Origin of the sequence: Pseudomonas sp. BIOMIG1BAC, assembly GCF_001705995.2 — a bacterium.
GTDB classification, from domain to species: Bacteria; Pseudomonadota; Gammaproteobacteria; order Pseudomonadales; family Pseudomonadaceae; genus Aquipseudomonas; species Aquipseudomonas sessilinigenes.
In genome coordinates, this window is the sequence record NZ_CP049045.1 from 6,213,127 (window position 1) to 6,238,071 (window position 24,945).

At 63.0% G+C, this 24,945-nt stretch carries 25 protein-coding genes; 13 read left to right on the forward strand and 12 right to left on the reverse strand.

Annotated elements, in window-relative coordinates; translation table 11 throughout:
• Window positions 1–129: 129 nt before the first annotated feature.
• The 3 genes from ATY02_RS28770 to ATY02_RS28780 all read left to right on the forward strand — a co-directional run bounded on the left by ATY02_RS28770 (window position 130) and on the right by ATY02_RS28780 (window position 4,759).
• Window positions 130–1,896 (forward strand): ATP-binding protein, encoded by a 1,767-nt coding sequence (locus ATY02_RS28770; RefSeq protein ID WP_068585158.1) that lies wholly within the window; start codon window positions 130–132, stop codon window positions 1,894–1,896.
• The gene (locus ATY02_RS28775) at window positions 1,890–3,227 is read left to right on the forward strand and encodes a sigma-54-dependent transcriptional regulator (RefSeq protein ID WP_068585155.1); all 1,338 of its coding nucleotides are present in this window, start codon (window positions 1,890–1,892) and stop codon (window positions 3,225–3,227) included. The genes ATY02_RS28770 and ATY02_RS28775 overlap by 7 nt, the downstream gene beginning before the upstream one ends.
• 209 nt (window positions 3,228–3,436) lie before the next feature.
• Entirely contained in the window at window positions 3,437–4,759 is a 1,323-nt protein-coding gene (locus ATY02_RS28780) for an MFS transporter (protein ID WP_068585151.1), read from the forward strand.
• A 75-nt stretch (window positions 4,760–4,834) separates the two neighbouring features.
• On the opposite strand, the gene ATY02_RS28785 is transcribed toward ATY02_RS28780, so the two are convergent.
• Complete coding sequence (locus ATY02_RS28785) at window positions 4,835–5,590, reverse strand: hypothetical protein (protein ID WP_068585148.1); 756 nt, start codon at window positions 5,588–5,590, stop codon at window positions 4,835–4,837.
• Window positions 5,591–5,958: 368 nt separating this feature from the next.
• Here ATY02_RS28785 and ATY02_RS28790 point away from each other — a divergent pair, with 368 nt between their 5' ends.
• Together ATY02_RS28790 and ATY02_RS28795 are read left to right on the forward strand one after the other, a co-directional pair.
• Entirely contained in the window at window positions 5,959–6,294 is a 336-nt protein-coding gene (locus ATY02_RS28790) for a hypothetical protein (protein WP_058435739.1), read from the forward strand.
• A gap of 143 nt (window positions 6,295–6,437) precedes the next feature.
• Window positions 6,438–7,067: a flavin reductase family protein gene (locus ATY02_RS28795; protein ID WP_068585141.1), complete on the forward strand. Its 630-nt coding sequence runs from the start codon at window positions 6,438–6,440 to the stop codon at window positions 7,065–7,067.
• Here ATY02_RS28795 and ATY02_RS28800 read toward each other — a convergent pair.
• A complete protein-coding gene (locus ATY02_RS28800; RefSeq protein ID WP_068585139.1) occupies window positions 7,060–7,332 on the reverse strand; it encodes a hypothetical protein in 273 nt (90 codons plus the stop codon). The two genes, ATY02_RS28795 and ATY02_RS28800, sit on opposite strands and share 8 nt — an antisense overlap.
• 9 nt (window positions 7,333–7,341) lie before the next feature.
• Window positions 7,342–7,707 (reverse strand): antibiotic biosynthesis monooxygenase family protein, encoded by a 366-nt coding sequence (locus tag ATY02_RS28805; protein WP_068585136.1) that lies wholly within the window; start codon window positions 7,705–7,707, stop codon window positions 7,342–7,344.
• Between the two features lie 330 nt (window positions 7,708–8,037).
• Here ATY02_RS28805 and ATY02_RS28810 point away from each other — a divergent pair, with 330 nt between their 5' ends.
• On the forward strand, window positions 8,038–8,967 hold the full coding sequence (locus tag ATY02_RS28810; protein WP_068585133.1) for an AraC family transcriptional regulator: 930 nt from the start codon (window positions 8,038–8,040) through the stop codon (window positions 8,965–8,967).
• Window positions 8,968–8,974: 7 nt separating this feature from the next.
• Here ATY02_RS28810 and ATY02_RS28815 read toward each other — a convergent pair whose 3' ends face one another.
• Together ATY02_RS28815 and ATY02_RS28820 are read right to left on the reverse strand one after the other, a co-directional pair.
• Window positions 8,975–10,423, reverse strand: coding sequence for an aldehyde dehydrogenase family protein (locus tag ATY02_RS28815; RefSeq protein ID WP_068585130.1), 1,449 nt, complete (start codon window positions 10,421–10,423; stop codon window positions 8,975–8,977).
• Window positions 10,420–12,057 (reverse strand): 5-guanidino-2-oxopentanoate decarboxylase, encoded by a 1,638-nt coding sequence (locus ATY02_RS28820; RefSeq protein ID WP_068585127.1) that lies wholly within the window; start codon window positions 12,055–12,057, stop codon window positions 10,420–10,422. Before ATY02_RS28820 ends, ATY02_RS28815 begins: the two co-directional genes overlap by 4 nt.
• Before the next feature lie 147 nt (window positions 12,058–12,204).
• On the opposite strand from ATY02_RS28820, the gene ATY02_RS28825 reads away from it, so the two are divergent.
• Complete coding sequence (locus ATY02_RS28825; RefSeq protein ID WP_068585124.1) at window positions 12,205–13,086, forward strand: LysR substrate-binding domain-containing protein; 882 nt, start codon at window positions 12,205–12,207, stop codon at window positions 13,084–13,086.
• Window positions 13,087–13,203: 117 nt separating this feature from the next.
• On the opposite strand, the gene ATY02_RS28830 is transcribed toward ATY02_RS28825, so the two are convergent.
• A complete protein-coding gene (locus ATY02_RS28830) occupies window positions 13,204–13,818 on the reverse strand; it encodes an NAD(P)-dependent oxidoreductase (protein ID WP_068585121.1) in 615 nt (204 codons plus the stop codon).
• Window positions 13,819–13,891: 73 nt separating this feature from the next.
• Complete coding sequence (locus ATY02_RS28835) at window positions 13,892–14,776, reverse strand: MBL fold metallo-hydrolase (protein ID WP_068585118.1); 885 nt, start codon at window positions 14,774–14,776, stop codon at window positions 13,892–13,894.
• Between the two features lie 113 nt (window positions 14,777–14,889).
• On the opposite strand from ATY02_RS28835, the gene ATY02_RS28840 reads away from it, so the two are divergent.
• Window positions 14,890–15,795, forward strand: coding sequence for a LysR family transcriptional regulator (locus ATY02_RS28840; RefSeq protein WP_068585115.1), 906 nt, complete (start codon window positions 14,890–14,892; stop codon window positions 15,793–15,795).
• A gap of 141 nt (window positions 15,796–15,936) precedes the next feature.
• On the forward strand, window positions 15,937–16,113 hold the full coding sequence (locus ATY02_RS28845; protein ID WP_164487314.1) for a hypothetical protein: 177 nt from the start codon (window positions 15,937–15,939) through the stop codon (window positions 16,111–16,113).
• Here the strand turns inward: ATY02_RS28845 and ATY02_RS28850 are convergent.
• Entirely contained in the window at window positions 16,106–17,020 is a 915-nt protein-coding gene (locus ATY02_RS28850) for a helix-turn-helix domain-containing protein (protein ID WP_068585112.1), read from the reverse strand. The two genes, ATY02_RS28845 and ATY02_RS28850, sit on opposite strands and share 8 nt — an antisense overlap.
• A gap of 382 nt (window positions 17,021–17,402) precedes the next feature.
• On the opposite strand from ATY02_RS28850, the gene ATY02_RS28855 reads away from it, so the two are divergent.
• The gene (locus tag ATY02_RS28855) at window positions 17,403–18,917 is read left to right on the forward strand and encodes an MDR family MFS transporter (protein WP_068585109.1); all 1,515 of its coding nucleotides are present in this window, start codon (window positions 17,403–17,405) and stop codon (window positions 18,915–18,917) included.
• Window positions 18,918–18,933: 16 nt separating this feature from the next.
• Here ATY02_RS28855 and ATY02_RS28860 read toward each other — a convergent pair whose 3' ends face one another.
• The 4 genes from ATY02_RS28860 to ATY02_RS28875 all read right to left on the reverse strand — a co-directional run bounded on the left by ATY02_RS28860 (window position 18,934) and on the right by ATY02_RS28875 (window position 22,826).
• Window positions 18,934–19,779, reverse strand: a complete 846-nt coding sequence (locus tag ATY02_RS28860; RefSeq protein WP_068585106.1) for a cache domain-containing protein — start codon at window positions 19,777–19,779, stop codon at window positions 18,934–18,936.
• A 115-nt stretch (window positions 19,780–19,894) separates the two neighbouring features.
• Window positions 19,895–20,737, reverse strand: a complete 843-nt coding sequence (locus ATY02_RS28865) for an ATPase (protein WP_068585103.1) — start codon at window positions 20,735–20,737, stop codon at window positions 19,895–19,897.
• Window positions 20,738–20,843: 106 nt separating this feature from the next.
• On the reverse strand, window positions 20,844–21,836 hold the full coding sequence (locus tag ATY02_RS28870) for an NAD-dependent epimerase/dehydratase family protein (protein ID WP_068585101.1): 993 nt from the start codon (window positions 21,834–21,836) through the stop codon (window positions 20,844–20,846).
• 90 nt (window positions 21,837–21,926) lie between these two features.
• Window positions 21,927–22,826: a LysR family transcriptional regulator ArgP gene (locus ATY02_RS28875; protein WP_068585098.1), complete on the reverse strand. Its 900-nt coding sequence runs from the start codon at window positions 22,824–22,826 to the stop codon at window positions 21,927–21,929.
• Window positions 22,827–22,936: 110 nt separating this feature from the next.
• Between ATY02_RS28875 and ATY02_RS28880 the strand changes: the two genes are divergently transcribed.
• The 3 genes from ATY02_RS28880 to ATY02_RS28890 all read left to right on the forward strand — a co-directional run bounded on the left by ATY02_RS28880 (window position 22,937) and on the right by ATY02_RS28890 (window position 24,719).
• The gene (locus tag ATY02_RS28880; protein ID WP_068585095.1) at window positions 22,937–23,341 is read left to right on the forward strand and encodes an ACT domain-containing protein; all 405 of its coding nucleotides are present in this window, start codon (window positions 22,937–22,939) and stop codon (window positions 23,339–23,341) included.
• Window positions 23,342–23,343: 2 nt separating this feature from the next.
• Entirely contained in the window at window positions 23,344–23,946 is a 603-nt protein-coding gene (locus ATY02_RS28885; protein ID WP_068585090.1) for a LysE/ArgO family amino acid transporter, read from the forward strand.
• 176 nt (window positions 23,947–24,122) lie between these two features.
• Window positions 24,123–24,719, forward strand: a complete 597-nt coding sequence (locus ATY02_RS28890) for a superoxide dismutase (RefSeq protein ID WP_016966196.1) — start codon at window positions 24,123–24,125, stop codon at window positions 24,717–24,719.
• The last annotated feature ends 226 nt before the right edge of the window (window positions 24,720–24,945 follow it).

Below are 24,945 nucleotides of genomic sequence, written 5' to 3' on the forward strand. Positions count from 1 at the left end.
CGGCGGTGCTGTTGATCCAACGGCCCGCCGCTTTTTTGTATCGCGCCCCTTATCGACACTGTCCGCGATCAACGTTCCTCCCGGCGCTCATGCTATCGTTCCCGCCCCCATTGCAGCCTGCCCCGACCCATGGCCCAGATCTCACGCTCCCTTCGCCTGACGTTCTACATCCTGGTGATTCTTGCTGGCACCGTCATCAGCGCCGGCCTGGCCATGCGCCATGCCGAACGCCAGACCCTGGAGGAAGAAGCCGCACGGGCCAACGAGCAATTGGGACTGTATGCCAACTCCCTGCATACCCTGATCGAACGCTATCGGGCCCTGCCGGCAGTACTGGCGCTGGACCCGGAGCTGCGCTCAGCCCTGCAGGGCCCGGTGACGCCAGAAACCCAGCAAACGCTCAACCGCAAGCTGGAGAAGATCAACGGCGCCGCCCGCTCCTCTACCCTGGAGCTGCTCAACCATGAGGGCCTGGCCGTAGCCGCCAGCAACTGGCGCCTGCCCAGCAGCTACGTGGGCCACAACTACAGCTTTCGCCCCTATTTCAAGCAGACCCGCAGCCAAGGCAGCGGGCGCTTCTATGCCATCGGCGTGACCAGTGGCATCCCCGGGTATTTCCTGGCCAGCGCCGTCAAGGCCGATAACGATGAGTTCCTCGGGGCCATGGTGGTCAAGCTGGAGTTTCCCGAACTCGAACATGAATGGAGCCAGGGTAACGACACCCTCCTGGTCAGCGATGCCCGGGGTATTGTGTTCATCGCCAACCAGCCGGGCTGGCGCTACCGACACCTGCAACCGCTGTCGAGCAACGACCTGGAAGACATCAGGCTCACCCGACAATACGACAAGCAACTGCTGGCTCCACTGCAACATGCGACCCTGCAGCAATTCGCCGATAACAGCCGCCTGATCCGGGTCCAGGGCGACGAAGGTGCGACCAACTATCTCTGGGAATCGCTACCCCTCGAGACCGAGGGCTGGACCCTGCACCTGCTACGCAAGCCAGCCAGTGCCTTCGAAGAGAGCCGCAATGCCGGCCTGGCGGCGGCAGGTGCCTGGCTGGCCCTGGTGTTCCTGCTGCTGTTTCTCAATCAGCGCTGGCGCCTGGGCAAACTGCGCCAGCGCAACCGCAAGGAGCTGGAGCGCCTGGTGGAAGAGCGTACCCGTGACCTGCGCACCGCCCAGGAAGGCCTGGTGCAATCGGCCAAGCTCGCGGCCCTGGGCCAGATGTCCGCAGCCCTGGCACACGAAATCAACCAGCCCCTGACCACCCAGCGCATGCAGCTCGCCACCTTGCGGCTGCTACTGGAGCACGGTCGGGTGGACGACGCCTACAAGGCCCTGCGCCCCCTGGACGACATGCTGACCCGCATGGCGGCCCTGACCAGCCACCTCAAGACCTACGCCCGCAAGAGCCCCAGCGGCCTGCGCGAACGCCTGGACCTGGCCGCGGTAGTCGACCAATCGTTGCACCTGCTCGAAGCCCGCCTGCGCAACGAAGACATCGAAGTGGCCCTGCACCTGACTCGCCCGGCCTGGGTCCGTGGCGATGCGATCCGCCTGGAGCAGGTGCTGATCAACTTGCTGCGCAACGCCCTCGACGCCATGCAGGACAAACCCCTCAAGCACCTGCGGATCAGCCTCGACGCCGAAGACCAGTTGTGGCAACTGCGTGTGAGCGACACGGGCGGCGGGATCGCCGAGGAGCACCTGTTGAGCGTGTTCGATCCGTTCTTCACCACCAAGCCGGTGGGCGACGGACTGGGGCTTGGACTGGCGGTTTCATACGCTATCGTCCATGAGCTGGGCGGACGCTTGAGCGTCGCCAACCAGGACCAGGGCGCGGTGTTCACCCTGAGCCTGCCCATCGACCTGGAGGCGCACATCCAATGCTGAACTCGGTGATCGTGGTGGACGACGAGGCCAGCATCCGCACTGCCATCGAACAGTGGCTGGACCTGTCGGGCTTCGAAGTGCAGCTGTTCAGCCGCGCCGAAGAGTGCCTGGCGCAACTGCCACGGGACTTCCCCGGGGTCATTCTCAGCGATGTGCGCATGCCCGGCATCAGTGGCCTGGAGTTGCTGGCCCAGGTCCAGGGCCTGGACCCGGAACTGCCGATCATTCTCCTGACGGGGCACGGCGACGTGCCCATGGCCGTGGAAGCCATGCGCGATGGCGCCTACGACTTCCTGGAAAAACCCTTCAGCCCCCAGACCCTGCTCAACAGCCTGCGCCGTGCCCTGGACAAGCGCGCCCTGGTCCTGGAAAACCGCCGGCTGCACCAGCAGGCCGACAGCCGGGCCAAACTCGATGCCACCCTGCTGGGCGCCTCCCCCGCCCTGCAGACCCTGCGCCGCCAGGTATTGGAACTGGCCCCCTTGCCGGTGAACGTGCTGGTGCGCGGTGAGACCGGCAGCGGCAAGGAGCTGATCGCCCGCTGCCTGCATGATTTTGGCCCTCGCGCCGCCAAGCCCTTCGTGGCCCTGAACTGCGCGGCGATTCCCGAGCAGTTGTTCGAGGCCGAGCTGTTCGGCCATGAAAGCGGCGCGTTCACCGGTGCCCAGGGCAAGCGCGTCGGTAAGCTGGAGTACGCCGATGGTGGCACCTTGTTTCTCGACGAGATCGAGAGCATGCCCCTGGCCCAGCAAGTCAAGCTGTTGCGGGTATTACAGGAGCAGAAGCTCGAGCGCCTGGGCTCCAACCAGAGCATCAAGGTGGACCTGCGAATCATCGCCGCCACCAAGCCCGATCTGCTGGAGGAGGCCCGGGCCGGGCGCTTTCGCGAAGACCTGGCCTATCGCCTGACCGTTGCCCAGTTGCGCCTGCCGCCGCTGCGTGAACGCCGCGAAGACATTCCACTGCTCTATGAACACTTTGCCCGCCACGCCGCCCACCGCCTGGGACGCAGCACAAAGGCGCTCACCGGCCCGCAATTGAGTCGCCTGCTCAGCCATGACTGGCCGGGTAACGTCCGCGAGCTGGCCAACGCCGCCGAGCGCCAGGTACTGGGGCTGGAGGAGCAACACGCCGAATTCGTGATGGAAACCGGGCAGTCCCTGGCCGCCCAGCAGGAAGCCTTCGAGGCCCAGTGCCTGCGCGCTGCCCTGACCCGGCACAAGGGCGAGATCAAGGCGGTACTCCACGAACTGCAACTGCCCCGTCGCACGCTCAACGAAAAAATGCAGCGCCATGGCCTGAGCCGGGAAACGTTCGTCAAAAACAGCTAAGCGCCAGGGCTGCCTGGCCGCCTGCAACCCTCCCCCTTCAACTCGGCAATTTTCCGCTTATCCAGCCCTTGGCGATAGGCGGATTTCCGCTCAATTTTTCACCTCAACCCTTCTAGACCGGGCTTCTCGCTCCTGGCACAGCTCCTGCTATAGCCCTGGCAGGCTGCGTTTGCGCGCACTCCACAACAACAATGAATAGAAGGTTCGTGATGGAAATCTCCAATACCCTGCCTGCCGGGTCGGCCGCCGCGCCTGCCCAGGAAAAGACCACCGCCAGCCGCCTGAAATCGATTTTCAGCGGTTCGGTCGGCAACATGGTCGAGTGGTACGACTGGTACGTCTACGCCGCATTCTCGTTGTACTTCGCTAAAGTCTTCTTCCCCAAGGGCGATACCACCGCGCAGTTGCTCAATACTGCCGCAATCTTCGCCGTAGGTTTCCTGATGCGGCCGATCGGCGGCTGGTTGATGGGCCTGTACGCCGACCGCAAGGGACGCAAGGCCGCGTTGATGGCGTCGGTACTGCTGATGTGCGCAGGCTCCCTGATCATCGCCCTGACCCCTGGCTACGAGACCATCGGCGTCGGCGCTCCGATCCTGCTGGTGCTGGCGCGCCTGATGCAGGGCCTGTCGGTAGGGGGAGAATATGGCACCTCCGCCACCTACCTGAGCGAGATGGCGACCAAGGAACGCCGTGGTTTCTTCTCCAGCTTCCAGTACGTCACCCTGATCTCCGGCCAGCTCATCGCCCTGGCGGTGCTGATTGTCCTGCAGAACGTATTGACCACCGAAGAGCTGCAGTCCTGGGGCTGGCGGATTCCCTTCGGCATCGGCGCACTCTGCGCCATCGTAGCGCTGTACCTGCGGCGCGGCATGGAAGAGACCGAATCCTTCGCCAAGAAGAAGGAGAAACCCAAGGAAAGCCTGATGCGCACCCTGATGCGCCATCCCAAGGAATTGCTGACCGTGGTCGGCCTGACCATGGGCGGCACCCTGGCCTTCTACACCTACACCACCTACATGCAGAAATACCTGGTGAACACCGTCGGCATGAGCATTTCCGACTCCACCACCATTTCCGCAGCCACCCTGTTCCTGTTCATGTGCTTGCAACCGGTGATCGGTGGGCTGTCCGACAAGATCGGCCGCCGTCCGATCCTGATCGCCTTCGGGATCCTCGGCACACTGTTTACCGTCCCGATCCTCACCGCCTTGCATACCATCCAGACCTGGTGGGGAGCGTTCTTCCTGATCATGGCCGCCCTGATCATTGTCAGTGGCTACACCTCGATCAACGCGGTGGTCAAGGCGGAGCTGTTCCCTACCGAGATCCGCGCCCTGGGCGTAGGCCTGCCCTATGCACTCACGGTATCGGTATTCGGTGGTACTGCGGAGTACATCGCCTTGTGGTTCAAGAGCATCGGCATGGAAACCGGCTACTACTGGTACGTCACTGCCTGTATCGCCTGCTCGCTGCTGGTCTACGCGACCATGAAAGACACCAGAAAGCACTCGCGCATCGAAACCGACTGACAAGACAAAGCGCCCGGGTGCAAGGCCCGGGCGCTTGTTTCTGCCTGTCGCGCGCGACTGGAGCAGCCATCAGGGTCAAGACAACTGCGCCGCTCCCTGACGCGCATCACGGCCCTGCGCCCAGCAAGCGCCGACGATCAGCACCAGCAGAATTCCCGCCAACACCGCCGACGAGCCGACCGTACCGAAGTCCAGGCCACCCTTTTCATGGGGTTTGGTCAGGAAGTCGCCCAGGGTCGCGCCAAATGGCCGGGTCAGCACGAAGGCCACCCAGAACAGCAGCACGGGCGAGAGCTTGGTGCAGTACTTGAGGACGACGACCAGAGCGATGGCCGAGCCGATCAACAGCGCTCCACCGGCGAAGCCCAGCCCGGAATCGTCCGCCAGGTAATCGCCCAGGGCGGTGCCCAGGGTGTTGGAAAACAGGATCGCCAGCCAATAGAACAGCTCGCCACGAAAACCCTGGACCCGGTTCACATTCAGCGATTCGCCACTCAGGCGCCAGACCGCGAAGATCGCCGCCAGGATAGCGATCAGGATCAACGAACCACTGGCGTACCCCAAGCCCAGGGTGCGATCCATGAAATCCGACATGGTGGTACCCGCCGTGCTGGTGGACAGGATCACGATCCAGTACAGCACCGGGTTGTAGCTCTTGGAAAACAACTGAGTCACCAGGGTCAGCAGGAACACGCTGATCAGGATCATCGAACTGATGGCGTACCCCACGTTGAGGGTCATCGACAGCAGGTCACCTGCGGTTTCGCCCAGGGTTGTCGCGCAGATTTTCATGACCCAGAAGGCCAGGGTGATCTGGGGAAGTTTGTTCATTGACGAGAGAGCTCCAAGGGTCGCATTCAAGGCAGCCTGTCTTGGTTTGCAGGCCTGCGCGGAGGCTGAACGTCCTTGGGTGAAAAATAGGTAGGGCTTGAATGAAAAAACCGTTGAAGGGCCATTTTCACCCGGCGATTGATCAATTAACGATCAGTTAACGCTGGTTACTTAGCCTGCTACCTGACCCGGCGTGAAACCTGGGCCCTATTGGGCCGGAAGCTGTATCCCTATGTGCAGGTGTTCTACGGTGAAAAACATATCGATTAAGTTGATTTTTATTAGTGTTTTTTTGCGATTTTAAATCAATTTCATCGGAGTAGGATTCACTTCAAGCCCAACACCAACACCCCATCGGAGTCACCCTCATGAAAAGCAAACTGATCCTTGCCCTGACCCTGTCGGTACTGGCTGCCAACACTTTCGCCGCCGATGGCTACGATCGCACCGGTTCCGCCACCTTCGCTGCCGACGGCTATGACCGCACCGGTTCCGCCACCTTCGCCGCCGACGGCTATGACCGCACCGGTTCCGCCACCTTCGCTGCCGATGGCTACGACCGCACCGGTTCCGCCACCTTCGCTGCCGATGGCTATGACCGCACCGGTTCCGCCACCTTCGCCGCCGATGGCTACGACCGCACCGGTTCCGCCACCTTCGCTGCCGATGGCTATGACCGCACCGGTTCCGCCAACATCGGTTGATCGTTCCTTCGGACACCCCAGCCCGGCACCTCTGCCGGGCTCGATCTTTTCAGGCTGGAAAATCCTGTGGCACGAGGCTGGAATTCACAGGATGCGCACTGCACTATGGCGCCCCCTAAAGCTCCCAGCAGGAACCGCGAGCCATGCCCGACGATATCCACTACTACGAACCCGCCCTGGGCCACGGTCTGCCTCATGACCCGTTCAACGCCATCGTCGGCCCGCGCCCCATTGGCTGGATCTCATCCCAGGACAGCGAGGGTCGCTTGAACCTTGCGCCCTACAGCTTCTTCAACGCCTTCAACTACATCCCGCCGATCATCGGATTTTCCAGCGTCGGACGTAAGGACAGCCTGAACAACATCGAACAGACCGGTGAATTCGCCTGGAACCTGGCGACCCGCCCCCTGGCCGAGCAGATGAACCAGAGCTGCGCCGCGGTGGCTCCCGAGATCGACGAATTCGCCCTCTCGGGCCTCACGCCCGCGGCCTCGAACGTCATTGCCGTACCGCGGGTAGCCGAAAGCCCGGTGTCCTTCGAATGCAAGGTCACCCAGATCATTCAGCTGCAACGGGCGGACAAGGAGCTGGTGCCGAGCTGGCTGATCCTCGGCGAAGTGGTCGCCGTGCATATCGCCAAGTGGCTGCTCAAGGACGGGATCTATGACACCGCCGCGGCAGAACCCATTCTGCGCGGCGGCGGCCCGGCGGATTATTTCCAACTGGGGCCAGAGGCCCTGTTCAAGATGTACCGCCCGGGAGCGGTCAGATAGCGTTCCAGCACAATTGACCGTCGGCGTCGACGTCGATCAACTGCTCCAGCTGTTGCGCGGCAGCCTGGTCGGCGTCATGGGCGGTCTTGAATGTCTCAGCGTCGAGGACTTTGTGAAAACGCGGCGCCCCGGAAGCGCCAAGGGCCTTGACGGCGATGGCGGCGCTGTATCCCCCCTCTCCTGGAACTACAGCGGAAACGGCTTCGTAGTGTGCGAACTCTTTGCGTGCCATGTTGCGGGTCCTGGCCAATGAAAAGTCGACCATTCTAAACCCTCAGCTGGCCAGCTTGTGCACCGGCACGCAGTGCAACTGAGGGTACTCGCCCGGCAGCTCCAAGGCCGAGACGGTATTGAAGGTATGCAGGTCCAGGCTGTTGACCACCAGGTCCCGGACCAACTCACTGAAGATCTCCATGGCCGGCGACTTGAAGTACGCGGTCATTGCCTGCTGACTGCTCCAGAACCCTGACACCAACCAAAGATCGGCGTCGCACTGTGAAAGCTGCAAGGCGAAATGCAGGCAGCCAGGTGCCTGGCGAGAGGGTTCGATCAGGCTGCACAGGCGTGCGCCCAGTTCCTTGGAATATCCGGCACGAGCACGGACGAAGGCCATGTGGCTGACGGGAATATGCGTGGACATGTGCGACCCTCCCAGGTGTCATCGAGGCAGCCGGGGGACGGGCTGCGACAGGATGCAACGATACGGGGTGGCCATCGAACGACGTTAGTCGATTCCTGCTGCTGATTTGCACAATCCTGCGATATCGCCCGCTGCCGCGTAGTCAGCCCGGCGCGATACGACAAATGGGCTACAACGTTGTTTCAAGCAAGTGAAATACCGGACCAAGGGCTTGCCCTGTTCATCACGCGCGCAAGCAGCAGGATCAGGCAAGTTTTACGCAGGATCGACCTAGCCTCCCTGCTTGCACAATCTTAAGCTGTGCCAATCGCAACCCCAGAGGCCGCCCCCATGTCATCCCTGGAAAACCTGCCGGCCCCGCTGGCCCCGGAGATGGAACGCCAGCGTGTGGAACTGGCGGCGATCATCGATCGCCACACCGTCGATGACGGCAGCCATGCCACCGCCATCGATTCGCTGTTCGCCTCGCGCCACAGCCATACCCACCAGTTCGCCCCGGTACTGGCCCAGCCGGCCCTGTGCATCATGGCCCAGGGTCGCAAGGAGGTGCGCCTGGCCGACGAGACCTACAACTACGATCCCCTGAACTACCTGGTGGTCTCGGTTGCCGTCCCCCTGAGCGGCAAGGTGGCGATCGTTTCCCCCGAGGAACCGATCCTGGCCTTGCGCCTGGACATCGACCCCGGCGAGATCAATGCCCTGATCGCCGATGCCGGCCCCCTCGGCGTGCCCACTCGGCCCACCGGGCGTGGCCTGTACGTGGAGCGCCTGGACCCTGCGATGCTCGATGCGGTGCTGCGCCTGACCCGCCTGCTGGACACCCCCAAGGACATCCCCATGCTGGCGCCCCTGGTACGCCGGGAAATCCTCTACCGCCTGCTGTGCAGCCCCCAGGGCCATCGCCTGTACGAGATTGCCACCACCAATAGCCAGAGCCACCGGGTCAACCAGGCGATCAAGTGGCTCAATGGCAATTTCGAGCAATCGTTGCGCATCGATGAGCTGGCGCGCGAGGTGAACCTGAGCGTGTCGACCCTGCACCATCGCTTCAAGGCGATGACGGCCATGAGTCCGTTGCAGTACCAAAAGCAGTTGCGCCTGCAGGAAGCCCGCCGGCTGATGCTGGCCGAAGGCCTGGAGGCCTCGGCAGCAGGATACCGAGTGGGTTATGAAAGCCCTTCGCAGTTCAGCCGTGAGTACAGCCGCCTGTTTGGCGCACCGCCCCTACGGGACATGGTGCGCCTGCGGGTGGGGGGCTGAAGCTGGACTAGCGCGCACGAACCACGTGCTTGATCTCCTGGAAGGCCTGTAGCCCCCAAGGGCCCAGTTCGCGGCCGATACTGCTCTGCTTGTAGCCGCCCCAGGCCGTCTGGGGAAAGATCACCTGGGGTGCGTTGATCCATACCAGGCCTGCCTGCAAGGCATTGGCTACGCCCTCCGCATTGGATACATCCGCCCCCACGACACTGGCCACCAACCCGAACTCGCTATCGTTGGCCAGCTCGATGGCCTCCTGCTGGCTGCCGAAACGGCGTACGCACAGTACCGGGCCGAAGATTTCCTCGCGCCACAGGGCACTGTCCAGCGGCACCTCGGAGAACACCGTAGGCTCGATGAAATAGCCCTGTGGCAAGTGCGCCGGGCGACCACCACCGCACACCAGTTTGGCACCGGCGTTCACGCCCCGCTCGATGTGCCCCAGCACTCGCTGGTATTGCGCCTGGTTGACCAGGGCCCCCATGCCAGCCAGGGCATCGAACGGGTCGGCCACGCGAATGGCTTCGGCCCTGGCCTTGAGCCGCAGGAGGAACTCATCAGCCAGCTCATCGGCCACCAGCACGCGACTGGTGGCCGAGCACATCTGCCCGGCGTTGAAGAATCCACCGCCGCAGGCCAATTCCACCGCCAGCTCCAGGTCGGCATCCGCCAGCACCAGCAAGGACGACTTGCCGCCCAGTTCCAGGCTTACGCCCTTGATGGTTTCCGCCGCCCGCTGCATGACCTGGACACCCACCGCATTGCTGCCGGTGAAGGAGATCTTCGCCACTCGCGGGTCCGCCGCCAAAGGCGCACCCACTGCCAGGCCGGTGCCGCAGACCAGATTGAACACGCCTTGGGGCAAACCGCTCTGAGCGATGATCGCCGCCAGTTCCAGCTCTGGCAGCGGTGTGACTTCCGAGGGCTTGAGCACTACGCTGCAACCTGCCGCCAGGGCCGGCGCAAGCTTCCAGGCCGTGGTGACCATGGGGAAGTTCCACGGCACGATCAACCCGACGATACCGCAGGGCTCACGTCGCAGGCGGGCACTGAAATCCTCGCTGGGCAGTGCCACTTCGGCATCCTGGCGGGCGTCCAGGCCCTCGGCCAGTTCGGCGTAGTAATCGAAGGTGGCGATGACATCGTCCACGTCCATGGCCGCCTCGGCCTGGGGCTTGCCGTTGTTGCTCGATTGCAGGTGCATCAAGCGCTCGCGACGGGCCGCCACGCCGGCGGCGATCTTGCGCAGTACCCGGGCACGCTCCGCTCCGCTGCTGCGGGCCCAGTGCTGCAAGCCGACGGTGGCGGCACACAACGCCTGGTCCACCGCGTCGGGGCCACCGCCCGCCACTTGCGCCAACAGGGTTTCTGTCGCCGGGTTGATCACCTGCAAATGCTCAGTGCCCGCCGACCATTGGCCGCCGATGTAGAGGCCGTCCAGCATGGGTTGCGTAGTCATGCCTGTACTCCCTGGGTCCAGCGATTCTGGTCGATTTCAATCAGGCTCGGGCCCTGGCGATCGACCGCCAGGCGCAAGGCCGCCCGCAGTTGCGCAACACTGTCGACGTGCTCGGCAGCGCACCCCAGGCCCTTGGCCACCGCGACGAAGTCCGGTGTGTAGATATCCACGCCTACCGGCTCGATGGCGCGATTGACCATGTACTTCTTGATCTCTTCGTACCCCTGGTTATTCCACAGCAGGACGATGACCGGGGTCTGCGCTTCCACGGCGCAGGCCAGTTCCGCCAGGGTGAACTGCAAGCCACCGTCACCGATCAGGCAGGCCACCGGCCGCCGCTGGGCCGGGCTCGAGCCGCCGCCAAGCCAGGCGCCGATGGCCGCCGGCAAGGCATAACCTAAGGTGCCGTAGCCAGTGGAAGCGTTGAACCAGCGCCGTGGCTGGTCGGGGTTGAAGGTCAGGTTGCCGCTGTATACCGGCTGGGTGGAGTCGCCCACCAGGACGATCTCCGGCAACTCTTCGACCACGGTTTGCAAAAGCAGGGTCTGGGCCCGGGTCGGGACATCCCAAAGACCCTCCAGCTCCTGGCGCAAGGCGTCGGCACGCACAGCCCCCCAGTCATGGCTGCGCTCAGCCAAGGTCTGGCGCGACAGCTCCGCCAGCAAGGCCTGGGCGGCGATATCGGCATCGGCTACCAGCGCGACTTTCGGCGGGTAGTTGCGCACGGTCTGGTCGGCATCGATATCGATCCTCAACAGCGTGCCGGGAATCTCGAAGCCACCGGCGAAGGTCACGTCGTAGTCGGTTTCCGCCAGTTCGGTGCCGATGGCCAGCACCACATCGGCCTGGGCCACCAGGGCCCGGGTGGCCACCAGCGACTGGGTCGAACCGATCAGCAGCGGATGCGCCGATGGCAGCATGCCCTTGGCGTTGATGGTCAAGGCCACCGGCGCCTGCAGCAGTTCCGCGAGCTGGGTCAGGGACGCGGCGGCATCGATGGCGCCGCCGCCAGCCAGGATCAGCGGACGCTTGGCCGTCGCCAGCAACTGGCCCATCTGCGCCACGGCCGCCGGGGCGGCGCCGGCCCGGGCGATCTGTACCGGCTCGCTGGCCAGCAGGTGGTCGGCATCCTGGACCAGTACATCCAGGGGAATCTCGATATGCACCGGGCGCGGACGACCGGCCTGGAACAGGGCAAAGGCCCGGGCCAGCACCACCGGCAACTCATCAGCACACATCAGCGTATGGGAGAACGCTGCCACGCCACCGACCAGGGCGCTCTGGTTCGGCAACTCGTGGAGCTTGCCGCGCCCGCCGCCCAGCTGGCTGCGGGTCTGCACGCTGGAGATCACCAGCATCGGGATCGAATCGGCATAGGCCTGGCCCATGGCGGTGGTGATGTTGGTCATGCCAGGGCCAGTGATGATGAAGCACACCCCAGGCTTGCCGCTGGTGCGGGCGTAGCCGTCGGCCATGAAGCCGGCGCCTTGCTCATGGCGCGGGGTGACGTGGCGGATGGAGGAACGGGCCAGGCCCCGATACAACTCGACGGTATGCACTCCAGGGATGCCGAACACCTGCTCGACCCCATACCCCTCGAGTAACTTGACCAGTACTTCGCCACATGTCGCCATCTCATCGCCCTTTCTTGTTGGTTGATACCGCTCGGCCGGGAAACACCCGTAGACGCCGGAAGGGGGCTATTGGAACGGCGCGCCGGTAGCCGGAACAATGGATAAAAAGTCATACTAGCCATGTCCTCACGTCATGCCTGGCCCTCCATGAAACGCCTGCCTCCCCTGCCCGCGCTGCACACCTTCCTGGTCACCGCCCAGTGCTGCAACTTCACCCGTGCCGCCGAGCAATTGCATATCACCCAGGGCGCGGTGAGCCGGCAGATCGCCGGGCTGGAAAGCCACCTGGGCTACCCATTGTTCCAGCGCCAGGCCCGTGGCTTGAGCCTGACGGCCGAAGGCCTGGAGTGGCTGCCACGGGTGCAGCAGGTGTTCGAGTTGATCAATGGCGCGGTGGACGAGATCGGCAGCCGCAGCCGCAACCTGCGCCTCAAGGCCCCGACCTGCGCCATGCGCTGGCTGCTGCCACGCCTGTTGCAATGGCAGAAGGAACGGCCGGAAGTGCCGGTGCAGCTGACCACCACCATCCAGCACGGCGTGGACTTCACCCGCGAGCCGTTCGATGCCGCGGTGATGTACGGTGCCCCGCCCTCCCCGAACCTCGGCTCGCGGCACCTGTTCAATGAACAACTGACCCCGGTGTGCTCGCGCCCGCTGATGGAGGGCCCGACACCGCTCAGGACCCCTGCGGACCTGCAGCACCATCTGTTATTGCATCCATCCCATGACCAAAGGGATTGGCAACGCTGGCTGAAAGCGGCGGGCACACCGCTCAATACCCTGGGCAAGGGCCAGCATTTCGAGACCCTGGACCTGGCGATGTCGGTGGCGTCCCAGGGGACCGGGGTGGCGATGGGCGATTGGGCATTGATTGGCGATGACCTGAGCGCCGGACGGCTGGTCATGCCATTCGAATTGAAGATACCGACGGGCCAGGCCTATTACCTGGTCTACCCGGAACGTCCGGGGCCTTCGGCGCAATTGCTGGAGTTACTGGACTGGCTGGTGGAACAGGCGCACCAGCGCTAGTGCGCCGCCTCTGACCTGAGGCCCTGCGCAGCCGCAAGTTACTGATTCAGACCCTGCAGCCTCGCAAGCCCTGGCGGCTACACCGGGAGGTGCAGCCGCTAGAGCCCGTTAGCCGGATCAGTAGCCGACGGTGAAGCGCTGGCGCACGTGGACCGGTTTTTCCACTTCGTCGAGCATGGCGATGGCGTAGTCGGCGAAGCTGATCCAGCTACGACCTTCGGCGCTGACCAGCAGGTCGTCCTGGCCCAGGCGGAACTTCCCGGTGCGTTCGCCTTCGACGAACTCCGCCGACGGCGAGAGGAAGGTCCAGTCCAGATCCTGCTCCTTGCGCAAGGTCTCCAGGTACACTCCGCCGGCACTGGCTTCGGCCTTGTATTCCTCGGGGAAACCGGGGCTGTCGATGACCTTGCCGCCACCCGGCAGCAACAGCGAACCGGCACCGCCCACCACCAGCAGGCGCTTGACCCCGGCCTTCTTCACCGGATCGATGATGGCGCTGGCAGCGATGGGGGCGAAATGCGCGGCGCTGAGCACCACGTCATGACCTGCCACGGCCGCTTGCAGCGCGGCGCTATCGGCCACATCCACAGCACGGCTGACGACCCCGGCCCGCTGGCCGATCTTCGTGGTGTCGCGGGCGATGGCGGTGACGCTGTGGCCACGACGCAGGGCTTCTTCCAGGAGTTGGCTACCGGCCCGGCCGGTGGCACCGATGATTGCGATCTTGCTCATGACGATTCTCCAGTTGGCAAAGAGAGTACAGCGCCCCTCGCTCCCGGTCCGGGAGCGGGGGATCAGGAAGGTTTCACCACTTCATTTCGCCCTTGGCGACCTTGGCGCTCAGCTCCAGCGAACTGTCCTCGCCCAGGTCCGGGTAACGCTTCTTCATGGCGGCGATCAGCGCCGCGGAGTCCTTGGCCTTGGCGGTTTCCTCATCGAAGGCCTTGATGTAGTCCGCCGTGAAATGCACCGGCTTCAAGGAGCGCGCGCTGTCGCCCAGGTAGTGCCCGGGGATCACGGTCTTGGGCTTGAGACCTTCGATGGTCTTGAGGGTCTTCAACCACTGCTGGTGGGACTGGGCAGTCTGGGTATCGGCCATCCACACATGGATGTTCTCCGAGACCACCACGCCACCGACCACCGCCTTGATCGAGGGAATCCAGACAAAGCTGCGATCCGGTTGCTTGCCATCCAGGCCGATGACGTCGAGCTTCTGCCCTTCCAAAGTCAGGCTGTGGCCCTCGAGCACGCTCGGCACGATGGTCTTGGCTGGAACGTCAGCGCCCATTTGCGGGCCCCAGAAGGCCAGCTTGCCTTCGACGGTGGCCTTGATGTGTTCGACCGTCGGCTGCGAGGCCACGACCTTGGCGTCCGGGAAGGCACTGGTCAGGGTGTCGAGGCCGAAGTAGTAATCCGGATCGCCATGGCTGATGTAGATCGTGGTCAGGTGCTTGCCGCTGGCGCGGATCTTGTCCACCAGTTGCTGGGCCTGGGACTTGCCGAACTGGGCGTCCACCAGGATCGCGTCCTTCTTGCCGCTGACCAGCACCGAGCTGACCGGGAAGATGGCGTTGCTGCCGGGGTTGTAGACGTCCAGTTGCAGGGCGGGTTCGGCGGCTGCGGCATGGGCGGCAAAACCCAGGACAGCGGTGGCCAGCAGCAGGCGTTTGAATGAAGTGAATCCGATCATGGGGCAGCTCCGGCGTCTGTTGACTTGATTGACAGTGAAGCAAGCTTAGTTGCCAGACTCGTCACAAAAAATGCGATGCTTGGACATAGTTTGTTTCTGAAAGCGGGCAAATCATGGATCGTCTCCAAGCAATGCGAGTCTTCGTCACGGTCGTCGACCTGGGCAGCCAATCGGCCGCCGCCGATCACCTGGACCTGTCGCGCCCCGTGGTTTCGCGTTACCTGGCAGAACTGGAGGACTGGGTCGGCGCCCGTCTCATGCACCGCACCACACGCAAGCTCAGCCTGACTGCCGCCGGCGGGGAGATCCTGCCCCGTTGCCGACAGATGCTGGAGCTGTCCAACGACATGCAGGCAGCGGTCGGTGAACCCGACGATGTCCCACGCGGGCTGTTGCGCATCAGCGTCAGTACGTCTTTCGGCCAAGCGCAACTGGCCGACGCCATGGCTGAATACGTCAGGCGTTATCCTGCGGTGAGCATCGACCTGCAGATGCTCGATCGCACGGTGAACCTGGTGGATGAGCGGATCGACCTGGCGATCCGCACGAGCAACGACCTGGACCCGAACCTGATTGCCCGGCGCCTGACCGTCTGCCGCTCGGTGATCTGCGCATCGCCCGCTTACCTGCAACAACATCCGGCCCCGCAAAAGGTCGAGGAACTGAGCCAGCACAACTGCCTGACCCATTCCTACTTCGGCAAGAGCCTGTGGCACTTCGAGCAGGACGGCGAGTCGGTGTCAGTACCGGTGCAAGGCAACATCAGCGCCAACGAAGCCAGCACCCTGCTGCGCACGACCATGGCCGGCGCCGGGATCGCCATGCTGCCCAGCTACCAGGCAGGCGAATACATCAAGCGCGGGGAGCTGGTGCGCCTGCTGGCCAATGCCGAGCCCCGCAGGATGAACATGTATGCGGTCTATGCCTCGCGCAAGCACATGCCGGCCACCTTGCGCAGCATGCTGGATTTCCTGGTCCTGAGGTTTCCCCAGGAACCACTCTGGGACGAAGGCCTGTAGGACGCACCAAGTGGCTGGTTGCGCATCCCGATCCATTTGCTGAATACCCAGCCAAACATACGGAGCAGCCCCCCGGTCGCTGACCTATTCTGATAACAGTGCTTTGGAAAATACCCAAGCACCGGTTCAGAGGTCATCGCCATGAACGTCAAGACAAGAAGGTACCTGGCCATCTTCATGACCTGCACCGTGACCCTGGCGCTATACGGCACCGCTGCCTATCGCGTCGAACAGGCCCGCATGCAGCCCCGTGCCTATGCCAGTTGCAACCTGGAACGCTGCATCCCCCACAACGCGACCCTGAACGCCCTCAGGTAAGCGACAGGGAGCCGCGGTCGCCGGCCTGCTCGGCCTTGAGCTGATCGCGGAAGACCTTGGGCGAGATGCCTACCCGGCGCCGGAACAGCCGGGTGAAATTGGTTGGGTCGGAAAACCCCAACTCGGCGGAAATCTCGTAGATGGTCATCCTGGTGTAGGTCAGCAGGCGCTTGGCTTCGAGCAATTGGCGCTCGTGCATGATCTGCAATGCCGGCTGCCCTGCCAGCTCGCGACAGGTGCCATTGAGGTGCGACACGGAGATACCCAGCCTGTGTGCCAGGTCCTCTACCTTCACATGCTCGCGATAGTGGGCTTCCACCAGTTGCATGAAGCCGTTGAAGTACTCCCGTGACCGCTGTGGGCGCTGACCGGCATTGCTACGCAGCAGCGCCTGGCGCCCGATCCATACCACGATCATGTCCACGAGGGCGTGCATGAGCATTTCCCGGGCGGGCTGCTGCCCCTGGTACTCGTCCTGCAGGCTATGGAACAAGCTTTCCAGGTATTGGGCATCGACTCCCACCGGATAGCTGGCGTCCGTTGCCAGGACATCCTGTACCTGCCCCAGGCGCGCCTGCAGATGACTCACCAGCGGCGCCGCCAGGGTCACCACATGGCCTTCGACATCTTCGGAAAAACGAAAGCCGTGGACCGACAACGGTGGCAGGACCTGGATCGTCGGCGTCTCCAACAGGATCCGCCGCTCCTCGACCTGCAACTCTGCCTGCCCCCGGCACAGGAACAACAACTGGCACAGGTCGGCATGCCGATGAGGCTTGATCTCCCATTGGAACTCTCGACCTCGCTGGCTGATGCTCTCGCAGTGCAACAGATCGGGAGTGGGCCACTCCAGGTCTTCGCCATAGAGTTTGAACACGGGAATGGACGCAAGGGCTGGCTTGTTCACTACAGTCCGGGCCTCGGTGAGAAGGACAATCAGCACTCCCAGGAACAGGGAGCGTGGATACCCATCGATAGGTATTGATCAATTGACGGATTCGCCAGGGGAAAAAGCAAGCTCAGGTAACATAAATTAATACACCTGCCGCTCCCCTCGGGCACAACCGCAAAGCCCGAACACTATACAGAATGCGTCGCATTCACCATTCAAAAGAACAACCATCCCCCTCTTGAGGCAGCCGCAATCCGCTCGCGGCGGTGCCTGGGTACGTTCATGAAATAACTGTCAGGAACTTCCTTGCACGGCTATCTAGTAGGCACCTATTTAGTACACTGGGCCCCATGTCTCCCGGCCATGCCGGATCGATCACTGCCCCACAGGTTCTTTCGTGTCCCATCTCCAACAACCTGCCTCCTCCACTCCGGCGATACGCAGCGTGCTGGTCGCGTTGATGCTGGCGATCTTTCTCGGCGCCCTGGACCAAACCATCGTCGCTGTCTCCATGCCGGCCATTTCGGCTCAATTCAAGGATGTCGGCCTGCTGGCCTGGGTCATTTCCGGCTACATGGTGGCGATGACCGTCGCCGTGCCCATCTACGGCAAGCTCGGTGACCTCTACGGTCGACGCCGACTGATGCTGTTCGGCATGGGACTGTTCACCCTGGCCTCGCTGTTTTGTGGCCTGGCCCAGAACATGGAGCAACTGGTGCTGGCACGGATTTTCCAAGGCATCGGTGCTGGCGGCATGATTTCGGTGAGCCAGGCCATCATTGGCGACATCGTCCCGCCCCGGGAACGCGGTCGCTACCAGGGCTACTTCAGCAGCATGTACGCGGTAGCCAGCGTCGCCGGCCCCGTGCTGGGCGGCTACATGACCGAGTTCCTGTCCTGGCGCTGGGTGTTCCTGATCAATCTGCCCCTGGGCCTGGGAGCCTGGTGGGTCGCCTACCGTACCCTGGTAGGACTGCCGGTTCCCCAGCGCAAACCGATCATCGACTACCTCGGCACGCTGCTGTTGATCATCGGGCTCAGTGCCTTGCTGCTGGGTATCACGCAGATCGGCCAGGGATACTCCTGGCGCAGCGCCCAAGTGCTCGATCTACTGGGTATCGCCACCCTTGTCCTGGCGGTTTTCGTCTGGCATGAGCGTCGGGCCCGTGAGCCGCTGTTGCCGATGCACCTGTTCGCCAACCGCAATGCCCTGTTGTGCTGGTGCACGATCTTCTTCACCAGCTTCCAGGCTATTTCACTGATCGTCCTGATGCCCCTGCGCTTCCAGAGCATCACCGGGGCCGGGGCCGACAGCGCCGCCCTGCACCTGCTACCCCTGGCCATGGGATTGCCCATGGGCGCCTACTGCGCCGGACGCCTGACTTCGGTGACTGGCCGCTACAAACCGATGATTCTCACCGGGGCCCTGCTGATGCCGGTGTCGATTCTCGGCATGGCGTTGATTGCCCCCCAGGCAGAATTGCTCAGTGCCCTGTTCATGCTGCTCTGCGGAATCGCCAGCGGCATGCAGTTCCCCACGTCACTGGTAGGCACCCAGAACGCGGTGGAACAACGTGACATTGGGGTCGCCACCAGTACCACCAACCTGTTCCGAGCCTTGGGTGGCGCGGTGGGTGTGGCGCTGATGTCGGCATTGCTGCTGGCCTTGCTGCAGGATTCGAGCCTGGCGCAGTTGGGCAGTGGGCTGATGAGCGAAGGGCACTCCGGCAATGCCTTGCTCGAAGGCCTGAACGCCGCCCCCGGCCCGGCACGAGACGCACTGCGAGCGGAGTTGCTGCTGACTTTCCGGCACCTGCTGCTGGTCAGTGCCGGAGTATCCCTGCTGGGGCTGGTCGCAGCGCTCGCCATGCCCAACCGCCTGCTGCGCGGACGCGAAGACAAGGCCCGTTGAACAGGCGCCCCACCACTCAAGGACTGTAGTACCCCACCGCCACCAGCAGGTTGCCCACCTTGCGCAGATAAGCGTGCTTGTCCTCGACCTTGCCGGTCACCGGGTTCTTCCAGCGATAGAGGTACTCGCCCTGGTCCTGGCGCGCCATCAGCGCCAGCATCGGCTCGCCCACCGGTTTGCCCTGGGGGTCCTTGACCTTGGCGAAGTCGGTATCGAGCAAGCGCAGGTTGGTGCCGTGGGCCAGGTAGCGCCGACTGTCGAGGCTGACCACGAACACATACAAGTCATCCTCGATGAAACCGCCCTGCAGGTCATTGATGGCCTTGAGCGTGCCCGGCTGGTCAGTGCCCAAGGCCGTCGCCGCCCGCTCCAGCAGTGCCCTGGCCTGCTCGGCCGACGCCCGGGGCAGGTAGTAACCCACTGCGAGGATACGATCGCCAACGCGCTGGAAGTACACGTGCTTGCGTTCGACCTTGCCATCCGCCCAGTTCTGCCAGCGGTACTCGGCTTGCTGAATGCCGTTTTGCTCCGGGGTCTGCAGTGCATCCTTGAAAGCCTTGCGCAGATCTTGCCCCAGTACCTGGGACACATCGCGGCCGATCAACGCCGACGACGGTCCACCGCTGGCCAGCATCACGCCGCGGGTGTCCACCACGAAGACATAGCGATCCCGATCGACGAACTCGCCCTGGCGACTGAACGCAGCGAATGCCTTGTCGCCCTGCTCCCGGTAGTAACGCAGGGCCTTCTCCAGCAACGCCCGGGCTGCCACCCCGTCATCGTTCTCCGGCGCGGCCTGGAGCGCACTCATGCACAACAACAGTGGCCAGAGCAGCCAAATACCCTTGCGCAACCCCTTCATCGCCCACTCCTCGTTCCGATTGGCGTTCGACAAGCGTAGACGGCTACAGGCTATGGATGAACATTCAGCAAACCGGCCTCAGGCCCCGCCACTTGGTGTAGCAGGGCCTGATCGGTCAGGGACGGGTGTTGATCTGCTGCTGCAGGTTCTGGATCTGGCTTTGCAGGGTATTGATGTTGCGAGTGACCTGGCCACGGAATGCGTCGAACTCGGCGGTGCTGGCACCGTTCTGTGCGGCCGCGGGACGATTGTCCTGCTGGCTCTTGAGCACGATCATGTCCTGCTCCAGGCGCTCGATGGCCGCCCCAGGGTTGCCTTGCTTCTTCAGCGCGGCCAGCTCGGTGCCCAGGCTCTTGAGCTGGGCGTCGACCTTGTCGCCATCGGCCTGGGCCCCTTTCAGGCTCGCCAACTCGGCTCCCAGGGCTTTTACCTGGGCCTGCAATTGCACGTTGGCTGCCTGCTGCTCGGTCCCCTGGGTGCTCATCTGTTCCAGGCGCTTGTCCAGGTCAGTGGCCTGGCCGGCTACGCCCTGTTGCTGCAGCCCCTGGTCCTGCAAGCGGCTTTCCAGCTGCTTGATCTGCAGCTTCAAGGCCTCGTTATCGGTGATGACATTGGTCTGGCTGGCCACTACCTTGCCGGAGATGTCCTGCAGGCGTCCGGCTGCCTCCTCGCTGATCCTGGCGAAGCTCTCCTGGGTCGCCACCAACTGCTGCTCCATCAGCGAGATCTGCTGGAAGCTCCACCAGGCAAGGCCGATGAACGCGAAGAACAACGCCCCCACCAACGCCCACAATGGGCCAGTGCCGGCCCCCTTGGGCTTCTTGGCCGCTGGCGCGTTGCGCAAAGGTGCAGCGGTGCGCTCGCGAACAGCACTGGGCGTGGGGAGGACATCGTCATCAAGAGGCTCGGCGCGCAGGCTTGGAATATCGTCGAAGTCATCGTGTGCATCGTTACGCATGGGGCAACCTTTCTGAACCGCGGTATGGGCAGGATGCGGCGAGTATAAACCGCCAGATCATCCGGCCAATGGACAGGAGCGGGCGAACCCGGTTCCGTGTTCGATTTCAGCTTATGTCCTGGGCCTTCCACCAACTGCAGAACTCGTCCAGGGCAGCCCAGAGGCTGACCTTGGGTTCATAGTCCAGGTAATGCCGGGCCCGGCTGATGTCCAGGGTGAAGTCCTTGTTCATGACCTGCATGCCCAGGCGCGACAGGGTCGGTTCGGGACGCCCCGGCCAGATCCGGCAAAAACCCTCATTGAGCGCCGCCACGCTGTACGCCAGGCCATAGGAACGATAACGGGTGACCTGCGGCACCTGCATCTGGCGCATCACATAGTTGACGACATCCCACAATGGCACCGGGGCCCCGTTGCTGATGTTGTAGACCTTGCCCAGGGCCGAGCCGCTGGCATGCAGGCAACTGAACAGGGCGTCATTGAGGTTGTGCACGCTGGTGAAGTCGACCTTGTTCAAGCCATTGCCAACGATGGCCAGGCGCCCCTTGCGCTGCATCTTCAGGAGCCTGGGGAAAATGCTCATGTCGCCGGCGCCAGTGACGAAGCGCGGGCGCAAGGCCAGGACTTCAAGGCCGAACTCCTGGGCCCCGAAAACCTTCTGCTCGGCCAGGTACTTGGTGGCGGCATAAGGGTGCTTGAAGCGCTTGGGCACCTGTTCTTCGGTCAAGCCCAGGTGATCGCGGCCATCGAAGTAGATCGAGGGCGAGGACAAGTGCACCAGGCGCCGGACTCGCTGCTTGAGGCAGGCTTCGACCACGTTCTCGGTGACCAGCACATTGCCCTGGTGAAAGTCCTGGTAGCGTCCCCACAGGCCTACGGCACCCGCGCAATGCACCACGGTGTCGATGTCACGGCACAGCTCGCGCACCAGATCGGCGTCCCCAAGGTCTCCCTGGACGAATTCGGCACCACGGCGTACCAGGTGCTCCATGGCTTCGGCGCGCCGGCCATTGACCCGCACCTCCAGGCCCTGCTCAAGGGCGAAACGAGCAAAGCGCCCGCCGATGAAGCCGCTTGCGCCGGTGACCAGAATCTTCATGAAATATTCCTAAGAAAGCAGTGACGAGTTACGAGCTGCAAGTTAAAAATCAGTGCGCAAACTGTCTGCTTGCAGCTTGTCGCTTGACGCTTACGGCTGCTCCCAGGGCACCAGCCATTGTGCAGATAAACGTGCCAGGTGTTCGGTGAGCTGTGCCAGCAGTTGCCCGCCATTACGCCAATGATGCCAGTACAACGGCACATCGATGGGCTTGTCCGGTAGCAATTCCAGCAGGATGCCACGCTGCATCTGCTCGCGAACCTGCAACTCGGGCACCAGCCCCCAGCCGAGCCCAGCTTCCGTGAGGCGAATGAACCCTTCGGAAGAAGGGCACAGATGATGCTCGAAAACACCATCGACCCCCAAGGACGCCAGGTAGCGATGCTGCAGGAAATCATCAGGGCCGAACACCAGCGCCGGGGTCCGGGCCAACTGCTCGGCACGTACACCCTGGGGAAAATGCCGGGCAATGAACGCCGGACTGGCCAAGGCCCGATAGCGCATCCCCCCCAACAACAGGCTACGGGCCCCGGCTACCGGCCGCTCGCTGGCACAGACACAGGCCGCCACCTCCCCGGCCCGCATGCGCTTGAGGCCCACCGTCTGGTCTTCCACCACCAGGTCCAGGAGCAGGTGATGCTCGGCGCAGAAATCCCCCACCGCCTCTGCCCACCAGGTGGCCAGGCTGTCGGCGTTCAGTGCGATGCGCAGGCGCTCGGGTAGCCCCTCTTCGTCCAGGGACGGCACCAGGCTCTGCAGATCGCGTTCCAACAGGCGCACCTGCTGGACATGGTTGAGCAGGCGCCGGCCGATCTCGGTCGGGGTCGGAGGCGCTGCTCGCACCAGGACCGGTTGGCCGACCCGGGCTTCCAGCAGTTTGATGCGCTGGGAAATAGCCGACTGCGACAAGCCCAGTATCTGGGCTGCCCGTTCGAATCCTGCCTGTTCGATCACCGCGGCAAATGCGGCAAGCAGTTTGTAGTCGAACATCAGTTTTCCTAATGAGAGATCAGCACTATTGGTTTTTCTTATACAGCCAGGCACCGGAAAATAGCCAGCACAAAGCGTGTGTATCGCCTCTTCGCTCAAGGACTTTCTTCATGACCGGTGAAACTTCCCTCACAACCCTGCTGCGCAGCATGAGCCCGCAGCTCAACGACGGTGAGTACGTGTTCTGCTCCATCACCGATCGCAGCCTGTTGCAGGATTGCGAGGTGCTGGGCAGCTTTCACGAACGCGAGGGCCTGACGGTGATCCTCCAGCGCCAGCAGGCTGAACGCCTCGGCCTGGGCTTCGACTACGTGGCGGCCTGGATCACCCTCCAGGTGCACTCGGCGTTGCAAGCCGTGGGCCTGACCGCCGCCTTTGCCGGTGCCTTGGGCCAGGCCGGGATCAGTTGCAACGTGATTGCCGGCTACTACCACGATCACCTGTTCGTTGGCCTGGCCGATGCCCAGAAAGCCATGCAGGTATTGCAACGACTGGCAGCCGGCGAGGAGCACTGATAATGTGGCAAAGCTATGTAAACGGCCTGCTGGTGGCCGCAGGCCTGATCATGGCCATCGGCACCCAGAACGCTTTCGTCCTGGCCCAGAGCCTGCGCCGCGAACACCACCTGCCGGTGGCCGCGCTGTGTGTCACCTGCGATGCGTTGCTGGTGGCTGCCGGGGTCTTCGGCCTGGCCACCGTGCTCACCCAGAGCCCGACGCTACTGGCAGTGGCGCGCTGGGGCGGCGCGGCGTTCCTGATCTGGTACGGCGCCCAGGCCTTGCGCCGGGCCTGTTCGAAGCAAAGCCTCGAGCAAGGCGATGGACAGACCGTGCGCTCGCTGCGAGCGGTGATGCTCAGTGCCCTGGCGGTGACCCTGCTCAACCCCCACGTATACCTGGACACGGTACTGCTGATCGGCTCGCTGGGGGCGCAACAGACCGAGCCTGGGGCCTATGTGGTGGGTGCGGCCAGCGCTTCGCTGCTGTGGTTCTTCACCCTGGCCCTGGGGGCTGCATGGCTCGCTCCATGGCTGGCCCGCCCTGGAACCTGGAGGGTTCTGGACCTGCTGGTAGCCGTGATGATGTTCAGCGTCGCGTTCCAGTTGATCAGTGCTGCATGACTTATTCCAAAAGGCTCTGGAACCTCTATTCCACACAGTTGTTGCGTGGTTAAGCAGCACCCCCGGTGCTATGATCGGAAGCTTGCGCCGCAAGGAGTACAAACTCCCCGGCGCTTGTCCGGCCGCCCGTGATCGGCCTTGCGCTCACCGCAACAGACCTGATTAGGAGAATCACCATGGCTTTCGAATTGCCGCCGCTGCCCTACGCACACGATGCCCTGCAGCCGCACATTTCCAAGGAAACCCTGGAATATCACCACGACAAACACCACAACACCTATGTCGTGAACCTGAACAACCTGGTGCCAGGCACCGAGTTCGAAGGCAAGACCCTGGAAGAGATCGTCAAGACTTCTTCGGGCGGCATCTTCAACAACGCAGCCCAGGTCTGGAACCACACTTTCTACTGGAACTGCCTGGCGCCAAACGCTGGCGGCCAGCCTACCGGCGCTCTGGCTGATGCCATCAACGCAGCGTTCGGCTCGTTCGACAAGTTCAAAGAAGAATTCACCAAGACTTCGGTTGGCACCTTCGGTTCCGGCTGGGGCTGGCTGGTGAAGAAGGCCGACGGTTCCCTGGCCCTGGCCAGCACCATCGGTGCCGGCAACCCCCTGACCAGCGGCGACACTCCACTGCTGACCTGCGACGTCTGGGAACACGCCTACTACATCGACTACCGCAACGTGCGTCCTAAGTACGTCGAAGCGTTCTGGAACCTGGTGAACTGGAAATTCGTGGCCGAGCAGTTCGAAGGCAAGAATTTCGTCGCCTAAGGCTACGCGCGGTACAAAAAACCCGGCCTGGCCGGGTTTTTTTTGCCTGCGATAAACCTGGGATCTTGTCGCGTCGGATACAGACGCTAAGATTCACCGCAGGTAAAAAACTACGCCATCCCCTCAAGTTGCAAGGCGTCGCTACCGACACACTATCCACAGCTAGAGCAATCCTGAATCTGATCACCCGGGCCTCGCCCGCAGACGTCCTGTCCTCGGCATTAGA